This window comes from Bradyrhizobium xenonodulans, assembly GCF_027594865.1.
Classification (GTDB): Bacteria; Pseudomonadota; Alphaproteobacteria; order Rhizobiales; family Xanthobacteraceae; genus Bradyrhizobium; species Bradyrhizobium xenonodulans.
Window position 1 is genome coordinate 857018 of sequence record NZ_CP089391.1, and the last position, 21614, is coordinate 878631.

General features: G+C 64.4%; 11 protein-coding genes. 9 read left to right on the forward strand and 2 right to left on the reverse strand.

The window, feature by feature from the left end; all coding sequences use genetic code 11:
- Positions 1 to 58: 58 nt before the first annotated feature.
- Positions 59 to 790, reverse strand: coding sequence for a transglutaminase-like cysteine peptidase (locus I3J27_RS04070; RefSeq protein ID WP_270165547.1), 732 nt, complete (start codon positions 788 to 790; stop codon positions 59 to 61).
- Between the two features lie 619 nt (positions 791 to 1409).
- Between I3J27_RS04070 and I3J27_RS04075 the strand changes: the two genes are divergently transcribed.
- Together I3J27_RS04075 and I3J27_RS04080 are read left to right on the forward strand one after the other, a co-directional pair.
- Entirely contained in the window at positions 1410 to 9851 is an 8442-nt protein-coding gene (locus I3J27_RS04075) for a FecR domain-containing protein (RefSeq protein ID WP_270165549.1), read from the forward strand.
- Between the two features lie 82 nt (positions 9852 to 9933).
- Positions 9934 to 12165 carry a CHASE2 domain-containing protein gene (locus tag I3J27_RS04080; protein WP_270165551.1) on the forward strand — a complete coding sequence of 744 codons (2232 nt, stop codon included), beginning with the start codon at positions 9934 to 9936 and terminating at the stop codon, positions 12163 to 12165.
- A gap of 127 nt (positions 12166 to 12292) precedes the next feature.
- Here I3J27_RS04080 and I3J27_RS04085 read toward each other — a convergent pair whose 3' ends face one another.
- Complete coding sequence (locus tag I3J27_RS04085; protein WP_270165553.1) at positions 12293 to 13888, reverse strand: ABC transporter substrate-binding protein; 1596 nt, start codon at positions 13886 to 13888, stop codon at positions 12293 to 12295.
- 200 nt (positions 13889 to 14088) lie between these two features.
- On the opposite strand from I3J27_RS04085, the gene I3J27_RS04090 reads away from it, so the two are divergent.
- The 7 genes from I3J27_RS04090 to I3J27_RS04120 all read left to right on the forward strand — a co-directional run bounded on the left by I3J27_RS04090 (position 14089) and on the right by I3J27_RS04120 (position 21444).
- Positions 14089 to 15747 carry an ABC transporter substrate-binding protein gene (locus I3J27_RS04090; protein ID WP_270165555.1) on the forward strand — a complete coding sequence of 553 codons (1659 nt, stop codon included), beginning with the start codon at positions 14089 to 14091 and terminating at the stop codon, positions 15745 to 15747.
- A gap of 195 nt (positions 15748 to 15942) precedes the next feature.
- Entirely contained in the window at positions 15943 to 16896 is a 954-nt protein-coding gene (locus I3J27_RS04095; protein ID WP_270165557.1) for an ABC transporter permease, read from the forward strand.
- Positions 16897 to 16899: 3 nt separating this feature from the next.
- Positions 16900 to 17802 carry an ABC transporter permease gene (locus I3J27_RS04100; RefSeq protein ID WP_270165559.1) on the forward strand — a complete coding sequence of 301 codons (903 nt, stop codon included), beginning with the start codon at positions 16900 to 16902 and terminating at the stop codon, positions 17800 to 17802.
- A gap of 3 nt (positions 17803 to 17805) precedes the next feature.
- Positions 17806 to 18867, forward strand: coding sequence for an ABC transporter ATP-binding protein (locus tag I3J27_RS04105; protein WP_270165561.1), 1062 nt, complete (start codon positions 17806 to 17808; stop codon positions 18865 to 18867).
- The gene (locus tag I3J27_RS04110) at positions 18864 to 19061 is read left to right on the forward strand and encodes a hypothetical protein (RefSeq protein WP_091890669.1); all 198 of its coding nucleotides are present in this window, start codon (positions 18864 to 18866) and stop codon (positions 19059 to 19061) included. The genes I3J27_RS04105 and I3J27_RS04110 overlap by 4 nt, the downstream gene beginning before the upstream one ends.
- Positions 19058 to 20473: an amidase gene (locus I3J27_RS04115; protein WP_270165566.1), complete on the forward strand. Its 1416-nt coding sequence runs from the start codon at positions 19058 to 19060 to the stop codon at positions 20471 to 20473. The genes I3J27_RS04110 and I3J27_RS04115 overlap by 4 nt, the downstream gene beginning before the upstream one ends.
- On the forward strand, positions 20470 to 21444 hold the full coding sequence (locus tag I3J27_RS04120; protein ID WP_270165568.1) for an ABC transporter ATP-binding protein: 975 nt from the start codon (positions 20470 to 20472) through the stop codon (positions 21442 to 21444). Before I3J27_RS04115 ends, I3J27_RS04120 begins: the two co-directional genes overlap by 4 nt.
- The last annotated feature ends 170 nt before the right edge of the window (positions 21445 to 21614 follow it).

Sequence of the window (21614 nt, forward strand, 5' to 3'; positions counted from 1 at the left end):
CGTTTCGGATCGCGCGGCGAAATGGCTTTGTGGCGGGAGGGACGTAACCCGGATGGGGTCACTGCGTCTCAGTTGCCACCATCGAGAACCGCACGGGCTCGTCGACATATTTCATCACGGCGGACTGGTAGAGCACGAACAGCGGTTGGTAAGTCCGCGCGACATCGTCCTCGACCATCGCCATGCGGCGGTTGTCGAGCATCAGCCAGTGGCCGTCGAGCTTTGCTGCGGCAACCGCATGCTCTTCACCGGCCCTGACGTCGCGCACCACGACGATGCGCAGGTCTTCAGTGGCGACCCCCGCCAGCCGCAGCGCGGCGAGCTTGGCGATGGCATAGTCTTCGCAATCGCCGGTGCCCCGTTCAAAGGTCGCAAGCGGCGAACTCCAGACGTCGTCGGTGCCGTCATCGGCAGCCCGAATGGCAAGGTTGACGGCGCGGTTGGTCTCGCCCAGCTTCGCGCGGCCGTCGCGGCTGCGGGCCTGGTCGACGATGGCGAGCAGCTTCAGCGCCGCAGGCGAGGCGCAATTGTCCCGGTCGCCGTCACACAGCGCGAGCTGCACCATGTCGTCGTCGAGCTTCTGCTTCAGCGCGAACCATTTCTGTTGAAGGCTGCCGGACGAGATGGCGAAGGCGAACACGCCGAACGGCTCGGCCGATTTGCGCACGAGCACGCCGGCTCCGGGCGACAGCAGCGTGCCGGCGCGAAGTTCGGCGGCTGACCCGAACAGGATCAATCCGCACAGGACAAGGACAGCGCGAAAGGCGCGCGAGCGAGCAGCGGTCTCCATCTGACATCCCCTTCCGGCTTCGCCAGGTCCCCCTTCGACCTCGACGTGCCGGGCTTTGTTGCTTTCGCGGAGATAGTGCGAGACGGGCGGTTTTGGTCTGCTTAACGCGCCCGGTACGGGTCCCAAAACCGTGGGGCAGGCTGAAATGAGCCTGCCCAAATTGCGTAAAATTTTACGATTCGCCGGCTAGGAGGGCCCCACTGCCGCGAATCGGAGCGGATTGCAGGCGGAAGTTGTGGCGGCGCCGATTCTCTGTCCTATGGCTAACGACCCGCTATTTCACGGGTTCTGTTAATTAGGTCACAGATTTTGTCCCGTATTTGCCGCAGGATGTTCCGGGGCCCTGCGAAGAAAAGATGACGGAAGTATCTGCCGTTTGATTGATACGGCAGATGACTTGGGATGACTGGAAATGCGGGAAAATCGGTCGAAATTTACTTCTGAATACCTGAGTTATTACTTCGGCTCCTCTGTGACGGCTCCACGCAACGGGGGCTCCTGCGGCCAAGTGATGCGAAATCACACAAGCAATAGATGGTATCGCTAAGGACTTGGTAATGCTATGCAAGCTTAGGCAGGCGATACTTACTTAAATTTTAACCCTTTTTACGGTGCCCGGTTGAATTACGCTGGCAAATTTGACGCCGCGATTCCTTTGGACGGCCAGGGTTCCCGCTCGCCCGCCGACGTCCATCTCGAGTCCTTTGGGGCAAAGCCCTTTATCGCCAAGGCGCACGGTCATTTGCCCGACGGCGCGGTCGTCGTTCCCGACCCGAACCTGATCTTCAACGGCGAGTTCAAGCGCGCAGGTCTCGACCTCGTGCTGTCCCATGAGGGGCACGAGTTCGTCGTTCACGATTATTTCAGGGGCGACAAGCGCGCGGCGATCGCCTCGCCCGATGGCGCGCATCTTACCGGCGACACGATCAACGCGCTCACGGGCCATGTGCAATATGCGCAGGCCGCGTCCGGCATTGCCGCTGCCCAGATCATCGGCCACGTCACCAAGCTGTCCGGCAGCGCGACCGCGGTCCGCAACGGCGTCTCGGTCATCCTCAACAACGGCGACAACGTCGAGAAGGGCGATGTGGTCTCGACCGGCGCGGATTCGACGCTCGGCATCACCTTCATCGACGGCACTGTGTTCGGCCTGTCCTCCAATGCGCGGATGGTGCTGAACGAGATGGTCTACGACCCCAACGGGTCGAGCAATTCCTCACTGCTGAGCCTCGTCGCCGGCACCATCACCTTCGTCGCCGGCGAGACCGCCAAGCACGGCGACATGAAGATCGACACGCCGGTCGCCACCATGGGCATCCGCGGCACCGCGGTACTGACCCAGATCAATTTCGTCGTTCCCGCCGGCGGCGGCGATCCGCAGCCGCAGGCGAGCTTCCAGGTGCTGGTCGAGCCAAACGGCACGACGGGCTCCTATATCCTGTTCGACAAGGTCACGCTGCTGCCGATCGCGACGGTCAACCAGGCCGGGCAAATGATCCAGATCAGCGGCGGCAACGTCTCGATCTCCAATGCGCTGATGTCACCGGACATTCAGAAGCTGATCACGGACGTGTTCACGCTGAAATTCACCGACAACAACAGCAACACCAAGCTGACCACGAACTTCACCGACTCGATCACGCAGACCGCCGATGGTCTCATGATCAAGACGCCGTCCGGCGCCACCGCGATTCCGGTCTTCACGAATCTCAATCAGCAGGGGTCCGAAGGGCCTGGCCACAATCCGGGGACGAGCACCCGCATTCCCGGTCCGCCCCTGCGTCAAAGCCTCGATGCCAACGGCAATGTGAAGACGGCATTTGCGCTGACCGAGCGCGCAGATACGACCGGCGACACCGCTCATTCCGATACGATCTCCGGCCGAATCACTTTCGTCGATCAGAATCTGGGCGATCGGCCAACGGTGAGCATAAGCCTCGCCGACGCGCCGAACTACGTCTACAAGAGCGCCGGCCAGCAGGACGTCACTGGCACGCTCTCTGCACTCCAGAAGCAGGACATCGCGGCAACGCAGATCGATATCCAGGTCGTCGCCGACGGCGCCAACAACAACAACGGTTCGGCGGTCTGGACCTACACGATCCCCGACCACGTCTTCGATTTCCTCGCGGCCGGCGAAACGCTGACGCTCACCTACAAGGTCCGCGTCAACAACAATTTCTCGGTCAACCCCGAATCCTCCTACATCGACATCACGATCACGATCGCCGGCACCAACGACAAGCCGGTGATCACCACGAGCGTGCCGGTCATTACCTTCGAAGGCGGCACCAGCGTGCCGGGTGGCCCGCTCGCGAGCGATGTGCCGACCTCGGGCACGCTGACGTTCGACGACGTCGATCTCACCGACACGCATACGGTGTCGGTGAAACTGACCAGCGCGACCCTGCCCGATGGCACCGTGCCGCCGGGCCCGCTCGAGGCGTTCCAGAAGGCGATGTCGGTCGCGATCGCGGCGGGCGCCGACAGCACGGGGGACGGCACCGGCACCATCAACTGGTCGCTGGCCGACCTGCCGGTCTATCTCGCCGACTTCATCCCGCAGGGCGCGGTGTTGACGCTGGTCTACACCGTGACGCTGACGGATTCGCAAGGCGCGACCTCGCAGCAGACCATCACCGTCACGATCACGGGCACCGACGCGCCCGCCGTGGTGTGGATCGCGACCGACAAGGCCGGCGCTCCCTCAGGCGGCTTCTGGAAGGACGCGGCCAACTGGGAAACCGGGACCGTTCCGACCATCGACGACGACGTCATCGTCATCACGGATCAGCTGCACGGCCTGACACCGTCCTATCCGGTGACGATCGATGCCGCGGCCTACGCCAAGTCGATTACGATGAACGACTTTGGCGGCCCGCCCCCGAAGGTGATCAACCAGAGCACCTTGACGATATCGGGCGCGCTCAGCATGAGCGCCGACTCGATCTTCACCAACGCCGCGGCTGGCGTGATGTTCGTCGGCGGCAAGGCCGAGATCCTGGACACGGCCGTCTTCACCAACGCGGGCAATTTGACGCTCGCGGGCGGCGGTGATTTCGCCGCGGGTGCCACGATCACCAACTCCGGCACGATCGAGCTGTCCGGCGGCACGCTGAAGACCCTCGCCGAGATCCACAATGCCGGCGGCTTGCTGAAGGCCGATGCCGGCACGATGCTGATCGTGGATGGCACGACGATCGATGGCGGCACCGTCGCCATTCTGGGCACGCTCGAGCTCGACGGCACCAGCCTGATCGAGAACGGCACGCTGAACAATTCCGGCACGGTCAACGTCAAGGGCGCGACCGAGCTCGCCCACGAGACCGTCTCCAACACGTCCAGCGGCACGATCAAGGTGCTGGCGAATGGCTGGCTGACCATCGACCAGGGCTCGAGCGTCACCAACACCGGCAACGTCACGGTCGATGGCGCCGGCAAGCTGACCGTCAACGGCGCCACGATCAGCGGGGCCGGCACGCTTACTGATAATGGTGAGATCGATCTGACCGGCAACGCCGTACTGAGCGGCGGCATTCTGAAGAACAATGCCGCCTTCAAGGTCAGCGGCACCGGCAACGCGCTGGACGACGAGACGGTCACCAATGCCGGCACCATCGAAGTGCTGGCGGCCGGCGCGCTGGCGATCGACCAGGGTTCGACGGTCGACAATTCGAACGGCAATTTCATCGTCGACGGCAATGCCCTGCTGACGCTGGACGACGCCACGATTAGCGGCGGCGCCATCAACGGCGCCGGCGCGATCGACGTCATCGGCGCCAGCACGATCGACGGCGGGGCCACGGTCAGCGTCGGCACGATCGCCGCCGACGCTGCGCTGACGCTCGACGGCGTCACCGTTTCCAGCACTGCTATCACCGATAACGCAACTATCGCGCTCGCCAACACCGTCAAGCTCAAGGACGGCGCCACGATCAAGGGGTCGTCCGCTGCGTCCAGGGGGGCGATCACCAACAACGGGACGCTCGAGATCGCGGGTGCAGCTGCCCTGCTCAATGACGTCCTGACCAACACCGGCCATGTCATCAAGGTCGATGACGGCCAGACGCTGACGCTCTCCGGCACCGAGATATCGGGCGGCACCGTCGACAATTTCAGCGGCGCGCTCGGCGGCACGATCGACGTCACCGGCAACAGCAAGATCGGCGGCAATGCGACCCTGAACAAGGGTGCCGTGACCGTCGAGAGCGGCGTCACGCTGACGCTGGACGATGCGACCGTTGCGAGCACCACGATCGCCAATGGCGGCACCGTCAAGGTCGATGCAAGCAAGAAGCTGACGCTGTCAGGGGCGAACCTGACCGGCGGCACGCTCAACGTCTCCGGCACCCTGGATTCGACCGGCGTTAGCACCGTTACGAATGCGTCCATCACCAACAATGGCCTGATCGAGGCGATTGGCGGTCTGCTGACGCTTTCTGCCACGACCTCGGCCGCCGTCGCCAATGCCGGCACGCTTCAGGCCAATGGTGCCGAGCTCGACATCGATCACCAGGCCGTCAGCAACACCGGCACGCTGGGCGCGATCAACGACGGCACGCTGAAGCTGATCGGGATGACGGTGACCAACACCGGCGGCGCCGTGTCGGTCGAGACCGGATCGACGCTCGATCTCGTCGGCGCGACCATCGACGGCGGCACGGTGACGATTGCGGGCACGCTGGAATCGACCGGCACGAGCGCGATCAACGACGCCGACATTGACAACACCGGCACGATCACCGTTACCAGCGGCACACTGACGATCGATCCCGCGGTGGTCCATACGATCACCAATCACAATCTGATCCGGGCGAGCGGTGGCGTGCTCGACATCATCGGCGACCTGATCATCAACACTGCCGACATCAAGTCGATCAACGGCGGCACGTTGAAGCTCACGACCGTCATCGTCACCAACACCGGCGGGACGATCACGGTCGACGGCGCATCGAAGCTCTATCTGTCCGACGTCTCGATCAACGGCGGCAGCCTGAGCAATGCCGGTAATCTCTACAGCGTCGCCGGCAGCAACACGGTCACGGGCGGCGTCACCAACACCGGCACGATCGAAGTCCAGAGCGGCACGCTGAATCTTTCCGGCGGCATCACCGGCATCGGCGCGCTGATCGTCGACGACGGCGCGACGCTCGAGCTCGGCGGCGCGGACGCGCAGACCGTCACCTTCGCCGGCGGCGCCAATACGCTCCAGCTGGACGACACGAGCCATGACTTTACCGGCACCATCACCGGTCAGGCGTCGACCGCAGGCACTTTCACCATCACCGGCAATGCCGCCATCATGACATCGAGCGGCGATGCCCTCGACGTCACCGCATCGGGCGGGACGAGCGGCAATCATGGTGATATCGAGTTGACGCCGACCGGCGCGCTGACCGGCGCGGCCAACGGCCTCGTCGTCACCCAGAATGGCACCGGCGACATCTCGCTGACTGCGACGGGTGACATCGAGGGTCTTGCCGGCAACGGCATCACGTTGCGCGACGGCCCGGCCGGCTCGGGTCATATCACGATCAACAATCTCACCGGCAAGGCGACCGGGACCGGCGTAGGTTCGGTTGGCGTGCTCGTCGAGAATCTGAACGGCGCCAACGCCGGCAACATCGCGATCACCCAGCGCGGCGGCGCTGTCGGTGGCGCGTACGGCATCGATGCCGTAACCGGGGGTGGCGGCGACATCACCATTGATGCCGGCGGCACCATCACGGGCAGCGCGATCTACGGCATCCGTTCGCGCAGCTATGGCAGCGGCGACCAGACCGTCACGACCTTAGCCGGCAGCGTCGTCACTTCGGGCAGCTCCGGCATCGTCGCCGTCAATCGCGCGACCGTCCTCGGCGCAGGTGCCGGCAGCACCATCACGGTCGATGCCTACGGCACGATCAATTCCGGCAGCAGCCCGAACCAAAGCGGCAATGCGCCAGCCGGTATCCAGACGGGCTACACCGGTGCCACTAGCGGCAGCAGCGCCAACACCGGCGTCAACGGCTCGGTCGTCGTCAACAACCATGCCGACATCACCGCTGCGGCGGGTTACGGCATCCACGCCTATAATTACGGAAATGGCGACGTCACCGTGAACGACGCTGCCGGCACCACGATCGTTGGCGCGGAGGAGGGCATCAGGGCCCAGGCGCTCAGCGGTGGCACCGGCGACGTCACCGTCACGCTCGGGGCGGGCGCGTCGGTGAAGGGAACGACCAGCTACGGCATTCTCGCCTACAGCATCGACCAGGGCGACATCCGCGTCACCCTGGCGGCGGGCGACAGCATCACGTCCGGCAGTTCCGGCATCGTGGCGGTCAACTACGCGGCCGTCATCGCAGCCGGCGTCGACAGCACGATCTCCGTCGAGGCGCATGGCACCATCCACTCCGGCTCCGCGCTGAATAACGACGGCACCACGCCGGGCGCGATTATCGCCGGCTACAAGCCGGGCGGAAGCTCCGGCTTCTCGAATACAGTCAACGGCGACGTCATCGTCACGAGCGATGCGGCGATCACCGCGGAAGCCGGCTACGGCATCGAGGCGTTCACCTGGGGCGTCGGCGATGTCACGGTCACGGCCGGCGCCGGTTCGTCGATCACAGCGACTGCGGGCATCGCGATCGGTGCCTTCGACCATGGTGGCGGCGACGTCAGCGTCACCAATGACGGCTCCGCCGCCGGCACGGTCGGTCTGGCCGCGCTCGCCACCGGCGGCGGCGACATCACCATCGTCAATCACGGCCACATCACCAGCACGAGCCTTGCCGGCATCAGCGTCACGCAGAACGAGACCGGCGCGATCGGCTCGACCCATGTCACCAACACCGGCTCGGTCGTGGCTCCGACCGGCCATGCTGCGATCTATATCCAGGAAAATGCGGCCGGCTCGGCGACGATCGACAATTCCGCCACCGGATCGATCGGGGCCGGCACCGTGACGTCGACGACCTATGCGATCACCGAAACCGGCGGCGCCGTCACGATCAACAACTTCGGTCATATCAACGGCAACATCAACGTTGCCAGTGCGGTGTTCAACAACGAGGCGACCGGCATCTGGACCGTCGCCGGCACCAGCGTGTTCGGCAATGCGTCCTCGATCGTCAACCACGGCGCCATCGATCTGCATGGCGCGTCGATCTCCGGAACCGACCTCGGCGTCACCAATTCCCACGAGATCGACAGTTGGGGGACGACATCGATCGCCGGCGTCATCACCAATACCGGCACCATCGAGGTCCATGACGGCGAGTTGACGTTGTTCGGCACGCTGTCGGGCACCGGCTCGGTCACCGTCGATGCCGGCGCGCTGCTGACGCTCGAGGGCTCGGTCACGCAAACGATCAACCTCGCGGGCGACGGCGCCGCGCTTCAGATCGATACGTCGACCTTTGGCGGATCAATCGCGGAATTGTCCACGGCCGATACGATCGACCTGTCGAGCATCGTTTATGATGACGGCACCTCGGCGACCTACAACGCTGCGACCGGCGAACTCGTCGTGAGCGACGCCTACAACCATACGATTACGCTGAAGCTCACGGGTGCCGACTACAGCAATTATCATTTCGCCGGCAGTGACGACGGCCATGGCGGCACGCTGATCACGATCAACGCGAACGACGATGCGCCTACGTTCGCGACGGCGTCGCTGACCGCCACCGTCCCCGAACGCGAGAACACCACCGGCTCCTCCGCGCTGGACCCCACGCCGACTGCCGCCACCGGCGCGCACGACTTCAAGGACATCGACCTGACCGACCGGCCGACCGCCGAGATCACGGGCCAATCCGTGACCTGGTTCGATACCGATGGCACGACGCCCCTGACGCTGACGGGCCAGGAAGCCGCGCTCGAGCAGGCGCTCACGCTTCAACTGACCGGCAAGAACAACGGCACCATCGGCTGGAGCTATTCGGTCGCCGACAACGCGCTGGATTTCCTCGGCGAGAACCAGACCGCGAAAGTGGTTTCGACCGTCACGCTCGACGACCATCAAGGCCACAAGATTACGACTGACGTCACGATCACGCTCGCCGGCAAGAACGATGCGCCGACGATCACGGCTGGGACGGATGACAGCGCCGGCGCTACCCTGCCAGAGACCAATGCGGGACTGGACCAGACCGGCACGCTGACCGCGTCCGACGTCGACACCACCGACCACGTCAGCGTCGCGCGCGATCACGTCACCGTCTATCTCGACGGTACCCTGCAGACGGACGATGTCGGTGATCTCTCGCACGCGACCCTGCTCAACTATTTCACCGTGCCGTCCGGCGACATCCTGAGCGGCACCGCCGGCCACGCGCAGTTTGCCTGGGAGTTCAATTCGGGCAGCCAGGCCTTCGACTTCCTCGCCGCCGGCCAGACGCTGTCGCTGCAATACACCATCGTTCCGGACGACGGCCACACCGCGACCGGCACGGGCAACGGCGTCGTCACCATCACCATCGCCGGCAGCAACGACGCGCCGACGCTGGACGTCGGCGCGATGACGATAACGCAAGACGATGGTCTCGTGACTGTCACTGGCCTGTCCGTCACCGACCCCGATGCCAATGAGACGTTCACCGTCGAAGCTGCCGCCGTATCCGGAAGTGCTGCGAACGCCTCTTTGCATTCGGGCGCCCTGACCGTGACCTATACCGAGCCAAGCCAGGACGCGCCTGCCACGGATACGGTCGCGGTGACCGTAACCGACAGCCACAATGCGACCGATACTGTCAATTTGATCTTCAATCTGAGCGAACAATGCCCGGTGACGCTCACCAGCACGACCGGCAAGGACGTGCTGTTCGGGACCGGGGATCAGGATCAGTTCGTGTTCGCGGCCAATTCGAACCACGATGTGATCATGAATTTCACTTCCGGCACGGACAAGATCGACCTGTCGGCCGTTGTCACGGCCTCCGATACGCAAACCTGGCTGGATCAGCACGCGACCACCACGTCAGGGCTGGACACCCTGATCACCATCAATGCCGCCGACACCATCCTCCTGAAGGGTGTCGCCCACGTCCAGGCGAGTGACTTCATCGTCCATGCCTGATCGCGGCGTGATGGGCGTGGCCGGTCGTCGGCAAGCCTGATCCGCGCTGCCGTTTGCCGCAAAAGCGTGATATCCAGCCAGCATGAAACGTCTCAAGATCCTGCGGCGGTGGTTTGCGCGGAAGCTCGGCATTGCGGGGCTGATGTGCCTTGCGCTGCTGGTCCTGTTTGCCGGCGCCCGGCTGTGGGATCCGCCGCCGATCCAGGAATTGCGGCTGCGCACCTTCGACATGTTCCAATTGATCGATCCGCGCCACAAGGCGGCGCGGCCGGTCACCATCGTCGACATCGACGACAAGAGCCTGGCCACGCTCGGCCAGTGGCCGTGGCCGCGGACGCGGATCGCGGATTTGATCCAGAACCTCACCAGTAACGGCGCGGTGGCGATCGGCTTCGACGTGGTGTTCTCGGAGCCCGACCGGCTCAACCCGGATCTGGTCGCGGGCCAGATGCGTTATCTCGATGATGCCACCCGCGCCAAGCTGCGCGAGCTGCCGACCAACGACCAGATCCTGTCCGAAGCGATCAAGCGATCGCGCGTGGTGCTGGGCGAGACCGGCCTGCCCGACATCCTGACCGAACTCGACAAGTCGCTTCCGTTCACCGGTGTCGCGACGGTCGGCGAGGATCGCGCGGAACGCTTCTTGTTCGAATTTCCCGGCCTCTTGCGCAACGTGCCCGTCATCGAGAAGGTCGCGGCCGGCCGCGGCCTGTTCACCATCAGGACCGAGCGCGACGGCCTGATCCGCCGCGTGCCGATGGTGATGCGCGCCCAGGGCAACATCATGCCCTCGCTCAGTCTCGAGATCCTGCGCGTCGTCACGGGCACGCCAACGCTGCTGGTGCGGACCGACAAGTCCGGCGTGCGGGCCGTGCGCCTCAAGGGCGTTGAGATTCCGACCGACAAGAACGGCCAGTTCTGGGTGCACTATGCCCGTCATGACCCCTCGATCTACGTCTCGGCGGCCGACGTGCTCGACAACACCGTGTCGCCGAGCAAGATCAACGGCAAGCTGGTGCTGATCGGCACGTCCGCCGCCGGGCTGAACGACATCAAGACCACGCCGGTATCGCGAACCATGCCGGGCGTCGAGATCCACGCCCAGGTGCTGGAGAGCGTGCTGAGCGGCGCGGTGATCTCCCAGCCGAACTACGCGCTCGGCGTCGAATTGCTTGCCGCGCTCGTCATCGGACTTCTGGTGATCGTCTTCACGCCGAATCTCGGGCCGGTGCGGCTGGTGCTCGCGGGTGCGATGTTCGCAGCGATCCTGGTCGGCGTGTCCTGGTTCTTTTACGCGCAGTACCGCTATCTGATCGACTTCACCTATCCGCTGCTGTCGACCACCGCGGTCTATCTGACGCTGATCTTCGCGAGCTTCGTACGCGAGCAGCGGCAGCGTGTGCAGATCCGCGGGCAATTCGCGCAATACATGTCACCGGTGCTGGTCGAGCAGCTCGCGCAGTCGCCGGAAAAGCTCGTGCTCGGCGGCGAGGAGCGCGAGATGACGATCATGTTCTCCGACGTGCGCGGCTTCACCACCATCTCGGAGACCTACAAGCACGATCCGCAAGGCCTGATCGCGCTGATGAACCGCTTCCTGACGCCGCTGACCGACGTAATCATCGAGCGAAAGGGCTATATCGACAAATACATGGGCGACGCCATCATGGCGTTCTGGAACGCGCCGCTCGACGATGCCGAGCACGAGATCAACGCCTGCGAGGCCGCGATCCAGATGCTGGAGCAGATCGACGCGGTCAACAAGGAGCGCGAGCAGGAAGCCGCCGACGGCGGCCACGTCTATATCCCGCTCAATGTCGGCATCGGCCTCAACACCGGCATCGGCGTGGTCGGCAACATGGGCTCGGACCTGAAGAAGAACTATTCGGTGCTCGGCGACAGCGTGAACCTCGCCTCGCGTCTCGAAGGCCAGTCGAAGGAATACGGCTTTCCCATCATCGTCGGATCCAGGACCGCGCTCGCCGCCAAGGATAAGTTCGCGATCCTCGAGCTCGACTTCATCATGGTCAAGGGCAAGACCGAGCCGGAGGTGATCTACGCCATCGCCGGCCGCGAGGACGTGATGCATTCGGGCGCCTTCCAGCGCCTGCGTAACATCACCATCGAGATGCTCGGCTGCTACCGCGGCCGCGACTGGCAGGGCGCGCTGGACGCGATCGAGCGCGGCCGTCGCAGCGAGGACGCCGACACGCTGGAAAAGCTGTTCAAGCTGTACGAGGTGCGCATCAAGGATTTCCAGCTCAATCCGCCGGCAGAGGGCTGGACCGGGGCGTATGCGCTGCTGACGAAGTAGTTGCCCGCGTCACCGCTCTCGTAGGGTGGGCAAAGGCGCATAGCGCCGTGCCCACGGTCTTTCGCGGCGGCTGAAGGTGGTGGGCACGCTTCGCTTTGCCCACCCTACGACAGCTGCGCGTGAACCCTCACTCCATCCCGATCGTCGTCAGATCCTGGAACCAGTGCTGCGCCTGCACGAACTGTTTCACCTTCGGCGACAGGGCATGCGGGTTGGTGTCGTGGACGACCCAGACCAGCGTAGCGTCGTCGACGATCAGCGTATGTGCCTGCGCCAGCAACTCGTCCTGCTTGGCGCTGTCGAACGTCTGCTTGGCCTTGTCGATCAACGCGTCCACCTCGGGGTTCTTGTAGCCGCCCCAGTTGACGCCGACCGGCGCGATCTGGCCGGAATGGAAGAAGCGGACGATGGCGTAGAGCGGGTCGGAGGTGACATAGGCGATGTTGTTGGCGGTGATGCCGGCGTTGATCTCGTCGGCCGCGCCCTTGCGCCAATGCGTATAGAGTGTCTCGAGCTCGACGACCTTGAAGTCGATGTCGATGCCGATCTCCTTGAAGCTCTGCTGCAGGAACTCGTTCATCGGCAGCGACAGCATCTGGCCGGTGCCGCCCTGCGCGATGATGAAGGTGGCCTTCAGCGGTTTTGCTTTTGAATAGCCGGCTTCCTCGACCAGCTTCTTCGCGGCAGCCAGATCGTATTTCAGCTCGAAGCTGGGCTTGCCGAACCACGGGCTCGATGGATCGACCTGACCCTTTGCGGGTTTTGCTAGCCCGTTCATCAGGCCGACCACCGCCTCGCGGTCGATCGCGAGGTTGAGCGCCTTGCGCAGGCGGATGTCGGTCCAGGGCGAGCCCGGCAGCACGCTGAGATGATAATTCCAGACATGCGGCGTGACGTTGTCGACGAGCTTCATCCCCGCCGCCTTGAGCTGCGGCACCGCATCCGGTGCCGGCGTCTCGATCAGGTCGACTTGTCCGGCGAGCAGCGCGTTGGTGCGCGTCAGCGCTTCCGGCATCGGCACCAGCACGATCTTGTCGGCCTTGGGAATGCGCTTCTTGTTCCAGTAATCAGGGTTCTTGGTCAGCTCGGCCAGCTCGCGCGGCACCAGTTTTGTCAGTTTGAACGGTCCGGTGCCAGAGGGCTGGCTGGCGAACTTGTCCCAATCCTTGCCGAGCTTTTCGTATTGCGCCGGGCTGGAGACCAGGAACCACAGCATCTGATAGGGGAAGAACGAGTCCACCGTCTTGGTGGTGATCTCCACCGTGAAATCATCGATCTTGGCGTAGCTGGCGACCGAGGGCAGGCGGGTCTTCACCTGCGCGCTCTGCCGCTTGTCGAACTGCGGCGCCTTGTCGTTGAGCACCTTGTCCAGATTCCAGATCACCGCATCGGCGTTGAACGCGCTGCCGTCGTGAAACTTCACGTCCTTGCGCAGTGTGAAGCGCCACTTTGTCTTGTCGGCATCGTCGACCTTCCATTCCGTGGCGAGGCCCGGCACCAGCTTGCCCGGCCGGTCGGCGACGTCCATCTCCCAGGCGACGAGCGGATCGTAGATCGTGTAGGCGGTGAACTGATACGCGCCGGCACCGCGATCGGGCTGGCCGGTCGTCAGCGGAATGTCCGCCATCGAGATGCCGTAGCGCACCACCGTTTCAGCGCGTGCCGAGATTGCGGACAACGCCAGCGCAAGCACGGCGAGACAGATCGACAGACGAATACGCATGGCCCAAAGCTCCCAGGGGATTTCGGGGCCAAACTTGCAAGCTTGATGCCAGAATAGGCAGCGCGGCGGCCTTGCCCTCGCGCGATCACAAGGACTTGTCGTCGCAGGGGCAATTTGCAGAATAAGTTTCCCCACTGGCACAGCCATTGCATACGATTGCATCAAAATTAATCATCGGAAGCCGAAGAAGGATCGAGGCGATGCTTATCAAGAACAACAAAACACGGGCCGCGCTGATCGCGTTGCTGGCGCTAGGCAGCGTGGCCGCCTGGCCGCGCGTCGCCAGCGCCGACACCGTGCTGCGCATCGGCATGACCGCTGCCGACATTCCGCGCACGCTGGGCCAGCCCGATCAGGGTTTTGAGGGCAACCGCTTCACCGGCCTCACCATGTATGACGCGCTGACCGGTTGGGACCTGTCCTCCGCCGACAAGGCGAGCGTGGTGATCCCCGGCCTTGCCACCGAGTGGAAGGTCGACGATGCCGACAAGACCAAATGGACCTTCAAGCTGCGCCCCGGCGTCACCTTCCATGACGGCTCGCCGTTCAATGCCGACGCCGTGGTGTGGAACGTCGAGAAGGTGTTGAAGCAGGACGCGCCGCAATTCGACGCCAGCCAGGTCGGCGTTACCGCCTCGCGCATGCCGACGCTGGCCTCGGCCAAGAAGATCGACGACATGACAGTCGAGCTCACCACCAAGGAGCCCGACAGCTTCCTGCCGATCAATCTCACCAACCTCTTCATGGCGAGTCCGGCGAAGTGGCAGCATTTCTATGACAAGGCGGAAGGCGCCGACGCCAAGGCCAAGTCGCAGGCGGCGTGGACCGCCTTTGCCAAGGACGCCGCGGGCACCGGTCCGTGGAAGATGGCGGGCTTCACGCCGCGCGAACGTCTCGAGCTGGTGAAGAACGCGAACTACTGGAATAAGGATCGCGTGCCCAAGGTCGACAAGATGGTGCTCCTGCCGATGCCGGAAGCGAACGCGCGCACCGCGGCGTTGCTGTCAGGGCAGGTCGATTGGGTCGAGGCACCGGCGCCCGACGCGCTGCCTGAGCTGAAGCAGCGCGGTTTCAAGCTCTACGCCAATGAGCAGCCGCATGTCTGGCCGTGGCAATTCTCGCGCGTGGAAGGCTCGCCCTGGAACGATATCCGCGTGCGCAAGGCCGCCAATCTCTGCGTCGATCGCGAAGGCCTCAAGGACGGCCTGCTCGCCGGCCTGATGGTGCCGGCGTCCGGCACCTTTGAGCCTGGCCATCCCTGGCGCGGCAAGCCGACCTTCGAGATCAAGTACGACAAGGCGGCCGCGCAGAAGCTGATGCAGGAAGCCGGCTTCGGTCCCAGCAAAAAGCTCGAGGTGAAGATTCAGACCTCGGCCTCCGGCTCGGGCCAGATGCAGCCGCTTCCGATGAACGAGTATCTGCAGCAGGCGCTCGCCGAATGCTATTTCGATGTGAAGCTCGATGTCATCGAATGGAACACGCTGTTCACCAATTGGCGCCGCGGCGCCAAGGATCCCTCTGCGAACGGCTCGAACGCGACCAACGTCACCTATGCGGCGATGGACCCGTTCTTCGCGCTGGTGCGCTTCCTGCAATCGAGCATGGCGCCGCCGGTCTCGAACAATTGGGGCTTCATCAATAATCCCAAGTTCGACGAACTGGTGAAGAAGGCACGCCAGACCTTCGATCCCGCCGCGCGTGACGCCGCGCTCGCCGAGCTGCACGCGGCTTCCGTCGACGACGCCGCCTTTCTCTACGTGGCCCACGACGTCGGTCCCCGCGCCATCAGCCCGAAGGTGACAGGCGTGGTGCAGCCGAAGAGCTGGTTCATCGACTTCTCGCTGGTGTCGATGAAGTAGTCTATCGCAACGAAGTCGGTGCACCCTCTCCCCCTGTGGGAGAGGGTGGCTTCGCAATAGCGAAGCCGGGTGAGGGGTATCTCTCCGCGGGTGCGGACCCCTCCATCGATGCAATAATCTCCACGGAAACAACCCCCCATCCGGCGCTTCGCGCCACCTTCTCCCACAAGGGGAGAAGGGAAGAAAAGAAACAACGTGCTCGCCTATATCGCCAGACGCATCGCCTATGTCATCCCGATCGTCATCAGCGTGGCGCTGGTGTGCTTTCTGCTCGTGCACATTACGCCGGGCGATCCGCTCGTCGCGGTGCTCCCCGCAGATGCCTCGCAGGAGCTCGCGGCGCAGCTCCGCGTCGCCTATGGTTTTGACCGCCCGTTGCCGGTGCAGTTCGGGCTGTGGCTGCTGCGCGCGCTGCACGGCGATCTCGGCAATTCCATCGCCACCGGACGCCCCGTGCTGGCCGAGGTCATGCGCGCGGTCAGCAACACCGTCACGCTGGCGATTGCCGCCGCCATCATCGGCTTCACCATGGGCATCCTGCTCGGCCTGATCGCCGGCTATTTCCGCGAGACCTGGATCGACAAGGTCGCGACCTCCTTTGCCATCGCCGGCGTCTCCGTGCCGCATTACTGGCTCGGCATGGTGCTCGTCATCATCTTCTCGGTGCAGCTCAACTGGCTGCCCGCGGTCGGCGCCGGTCCCAACGGCTCCAACTCCTGGGCCTGGGACTGGGCGCATCTGAAATATCTCGTGCTGCCGGCGATCACGACCTCGGTGATCCCGATGGGCATCGTCACCCGCACCGTGCGTGCGCTGACCGGCGACATCCTCAGCCAGGACTTTGTCGAAGCGCTGCGCGCAAAAGGCCTGCATGAAACCGGCGTGTTTCGCCATGTCATCAAGAACGCTGCACCCACTGCGCTCGCGGTGATGGGGCTTCAGCTCGGCTACATGCTGGGCGGCTCGATCCTGATCGAGACCGTGTTCTCCTGGCCGGGCTCGGGCTTCCTGCTCAACTCCGCGATCTTCCAGCGCGACCTGCCGCTGCTCCAGGGCACCATCCTGATCCTGGCCCTGTTCTTCGTCTTCCTCAACCTGCTGGTCGACATCGCGCAAGCGGCGATCGACCCGCGCATCAAGCGGGGCTAGCCGATGAGCGAGCTTCCGTTGTCCGCCACCGCCGATGCCGCGCTGCAGGCCGCGCCCGCCACCAAGGCGCGCGGCTATTGGGCGACCGTCGGCCGGCGCATCGCCCGCGACAAGGTCAGCATGGCCTGCGCGCTGGTGCTGCTCTTGATCTTCCTGTCCGCGGTCCTCGCGCCGTGGCTCGGACTCGAAGACCCGTATAAAGGCTCGATGATCCGCCGCCTGCGCCACATCGGTACCGTCGGCTATCCGCTCGGCACCGACGAGCTCGGCCGCGACATGCTGGCGCGGCTGATCTATGGCGGGCGGCTGTCGCTGGTGATCGGCATTTTGCCCGTGATCCTCGCCTTCGGCATCGGCACTTCGCTCGGTCTCGTTGCCGGCTATGTCGGCGGCAAGCTCAACACCGCGATCATGCGCACGATCGATGTGTTCTATGCCTTCCCTTCCGTGCTGCTCGCGATCGCGATTTCCGGAGCGCTCGGGGCCGGCATCCTCAATTCCATCGTGTCGTTGACGGTCGTGTTCGTGCCGCAGATCACCCGCGTCGCCGAGAGCGTCACCACCGGCGTGCGCAACATGGACTTTGTCGAGGCCGCGCGCGCCTCCGGCGCGGGGCCCTTCACCATCATGCGCGTGCACATCCTCGGCAACGTGCTGGGTGCGATCTTCGTCTATGCCACCAGTCTCATCTCGGTCTCCATGATCCTGGCGGCGGGCCTCTCCTTCCTCGGCCTCGGCACCAAGCCGCCGGAGCCGGAATGGGGCCTGATGCTGAACACCTTGCGCACCGCGATCTACGTCAATCCCTGGGTCGCGGCATTGCCGGGTGCGATGATCTTCGCGGTCTCGATCTGCTTCAACCTGCTCTCGGACGGCCTGCGCAGCGCCATGGACATCAGGAACTAGGCCATGAGCGAGAGCAACGCATCCGTTGAAATGCTGGAGCCCGTCGAGGACGTCGGCGGCGTCGCGCAGCCGCTGCTCCAGGTCAACGGCCTCACAAAACATTTCCCCGTTCGCGGCGGGCTGTTCGCCGCCAAGCGCACCGTGCGCGCCGTCGACAACGTCTCCTTCGCCGTCGCCAAGGGCGAGACCGTCGGCATTGTCGGCGAATCCGGCTGCGGCAAGTCCACCACCGCGCGGCTGCTGATGCATCTGATGCCGCGCGACACCGGCGATATCATTTATGACGGCATGACCGTCGGGCAGTCCCTGTCGCTGCGTGAGCTGCGCCGCGGCATGCAGATGGTGTTCCAGGACTCCTACGCCTCACTCAATCCGCGCCTGACCATCGAGGAATCGATCGCGTTCGGCCCCAAGGTGCATGGCATGGCCGATGGCACCGCGCGGGCGCTCGCGCGTGAGCTGCTCGGCAAGGTCGGCCTGCGCCCCGAAAACTTCGCCAACCGCTATCCGCACGAGATCTCCGGCGGCCAGCGCCAGCGTGTCAATATCGCCCGCGCCCTGGCGCTGTCGCCGCGGCTGGTGATCCTGGACGAGGCCGTCTCTGCGCTCGACAAATCCGTCGAGGCGCAGGTGCTCAATTTGCTTGCCGATCTCAAGCGCGAGTTCGGCCTGACCTATCTCTTCATCAGCCACGACCTCAACGTGGTGCGCTACATCTCGGATCGCGTGCTGGTGATGTATCTCGGCGAAGTCGTCGAGCTCGGCCCGGTCGACCAGGTCTGGGACAGGCCTGCGCATCCCTATACGCGCGCGCTGCTGGCGGCGATGCCGTCGTCCGATCCCGACAACCGCACCGAGACGCCGCCGATCACGGGCGATCCGCCCAATCCGATCGACCCGCCCTCGGGCTGTCGCTTCCACACCCGTTGCCCGTTTGCGGAGCCGCTCTGCGCAAATGCGACACCAAAGCTCACCGCGCTCGATAAGATGGGCCACGAGGCCGCGTGCTACATGGCGATACCGGGTTCAGGCCACAGCCGCGCGCCCAGGGAGAAGACCGCATGACGAGACCGACACCGAAAGAGATCAAGCCCATGGCGCAGATCGCCGGCGTCCCCGTGGATGACGAGATCGCGACGCGCATCTCCAATTCGATCGGACCCGCCTTCGAAGGCTTTGCCGCCATCGCCGGCACGCTGCCGTTCGACCTCGAGCCCGCGCTCTATCCGATCGCGCAGACGCAGAAGGTGTCGAAATGAGCCTTGAGCCTGCATTGATGACGCTTACCGAGGTCGCGCGTGCGATCGCGATGAAGCAGGTCTCCTCGCATGAGGTGACGCGGTCATTGCTGCATCGCATTGCTCAGTGGCAGCCGCATCTCAACGCCTTCATGTCGATTGAAGCAGAGGCCGCGCTAAAGGCGGCCGAAGCCGCCGACGCCGAGCTCGCCAAGGGCAATGTCCGCGGTCCCTTGCATGGCGTGCCGCTCGCACACAAGGACATGTATTACGACGCGGGCCACGTCGCGACCTGTGGCTCGCTGATCCGCCGCGATTTCGTCGCGACCACGACGTCCACCGCCTTGCAGCGCCTGAAGGATGCCGGTCAGGTCCGGCTCGGCACGCTTCACCTTGCCGAATTCGCCTATGGCCCGACCGGCCACAACGCCCATTACGGGCCGGTGCGAAATCCCTGGAACGTCGCGCACATCACCGGTGGCTCTTCGTCCGGCTCCGGCTCGGCGGTTGCGGCGCGCCTGACCTATGCGGCGCTCGGCTCGGATACCGGCGGTTCGATCCGAATGCCCGCGCATTTCTGCGGCGTCACGGGATTGAAAACCACCGTCGGCCGCGTCAGCCGCGCCGGCGCAATGCCGCTGTCGCAATCGCTCGACACCGTCGGCCCGCTCGCCCGCACTGCCGAGGATTGCGCGCTGCTGCTTGCGCTGATGGCCGGCGCGGACCCTGCGGATTCGACCTGCAGCCAGGAGCCGCTGTCGGACTATGTCGGCGCGACCAAGGGCTCGTTGAAGGGCCTGAGGATCGGCGTGCCCGCGTCCTTCTATGTCGACGATCTCGACAGCGAGGTCGCGCGCGTGCTGGACGAGACCATCGCGGTGCTCAAGCGCGAGGGTGCCGACATCGTCAAGGTCGAGCTGCCGGACCAGCGGCAATTGAATTCGGCGAGTCAGCTCGTGCTCGCGGCGGAAGCCGCCGCCTTCCACAAGCGCTGGATGATCGAGCGTCCGCAGGATTATGGCGCGCAGGTCCTGATGCGGCTTCAGAACGGGCTCGCCGTGCCCGCCATTACGTATCTCGAGGCGATGCGCTGGCGTGGCCCGGCACTTGCCGCACACAATGCGGCGACCACAGGCGTCGATGCGGTGATTGCGCCGGCCTCGCCGATGCCGGCGCCGACCATCGAGGAGAGCGATGTCGGCGGCGGCCCGAACGCACCGGCAATGGTGCAGCGGCTGACGCTGTTCACCCGCCCGGTGAATTTTCTCGGCCTGCCGTCGCTCACGGTGCCCTCCGGCTTCACCAAGAGCGGCCTGCCGGTCGGCATGCAGCTGATCGGCCGCTGCTTCGATGAAGCGACCCTGCTCACCATCGGCGCCGCCTTCCAGCGCGCCACCGACTATCACGATCGATTGCCGAAGCTGCCGTCATGACAAAGCTCGTCGAGATATCAGGCCTCAACATCCGCTTCACCGGGGAGCGCACGGTCTATGCCGTGAACGACCTCAATCTCTCGCTTGGTGACGGCGAGGTGCTGGGCCTGCTCGGCGAGTCCGGTTCGGGAAAAAGCGTGACGTTGCGTGCGCTGATGCGGCTGTTGCCGAAGAAGCGCACGCAGATCACGGGCAAGGTCAACGTGATGGGCCGTGACGTGCTCGCGATGAACGACGAGGAGCTGTCGTCATTTCGCGGCCAGACCGTCTCGATGATCTTCCAGGAGCCGGCGCTCGCGCTCGATCCGGTCTACACCATCGGTGCGCAGATCGCCGAAAGCGTCGTGCGCCACGAAGGCAAGTCTTATGCGGAAGGGCGGGCGAGGGCGCTCGACATGCTCGAGGTCGTGCGTATTCCATCGGCCAAGCGCCGACTGGATGCCTATCCGCACGAGATGTCGGGCGGCATGCGCCAGCGCGCGATGATCGCGCTCGCACTCGCCTGCCGGCCAAAGATCCTGCTGGCGGACGAGCCGACCACCGCGCTCGATGCCACCGTGCAGATCCAGATCCTGCTGCTGCTCCGCGAATTGCAGCGCGAGTTCGGCATGTCCGTCATCTTCGTTACCCACGACATTGGTGTTGCGATCGAGATCTGCGACCGCGTCGCGGTGATGTATGCCGGCCAGGTCGTGGAGCAGGGTACGCTGCGCGACATCGTCCGCTCCCCGGTCCACCCTTACGCCAAGGGCCTGCTGGCCTCCACCATTCACGGCGCCAAACGGGGGCAGCGCCTCGAGACCATCCCCGGTACCCCGCCGTCGCTGTCCGAGAAGCCCCACAACTGCTCCTTCGCCCCCCGCTGCAAGCTCGCCGAGCCGCGTTGCCTCGAGCAATTGCCTGCCAATGTGGAGGTCGGGCCGGGCCGGGCGGCGCGGTGCGTGCTGGCCGAGCCGGTGGTGGCACCGTAGTCGGTGCGCTCCCTTTTCCCGCACGCGGGAGGCCTGATAGCCGCGCGCGCCTCGATCCGGAATTCCTCCACGACAACACCGACTTGTCACCGTTCACCGGGCGCACGCGGCGAAGACCGGCTCTACTGTGCATGGGGTTGTTTTCGACATTTTTGTTTTCGCAGGCCCAA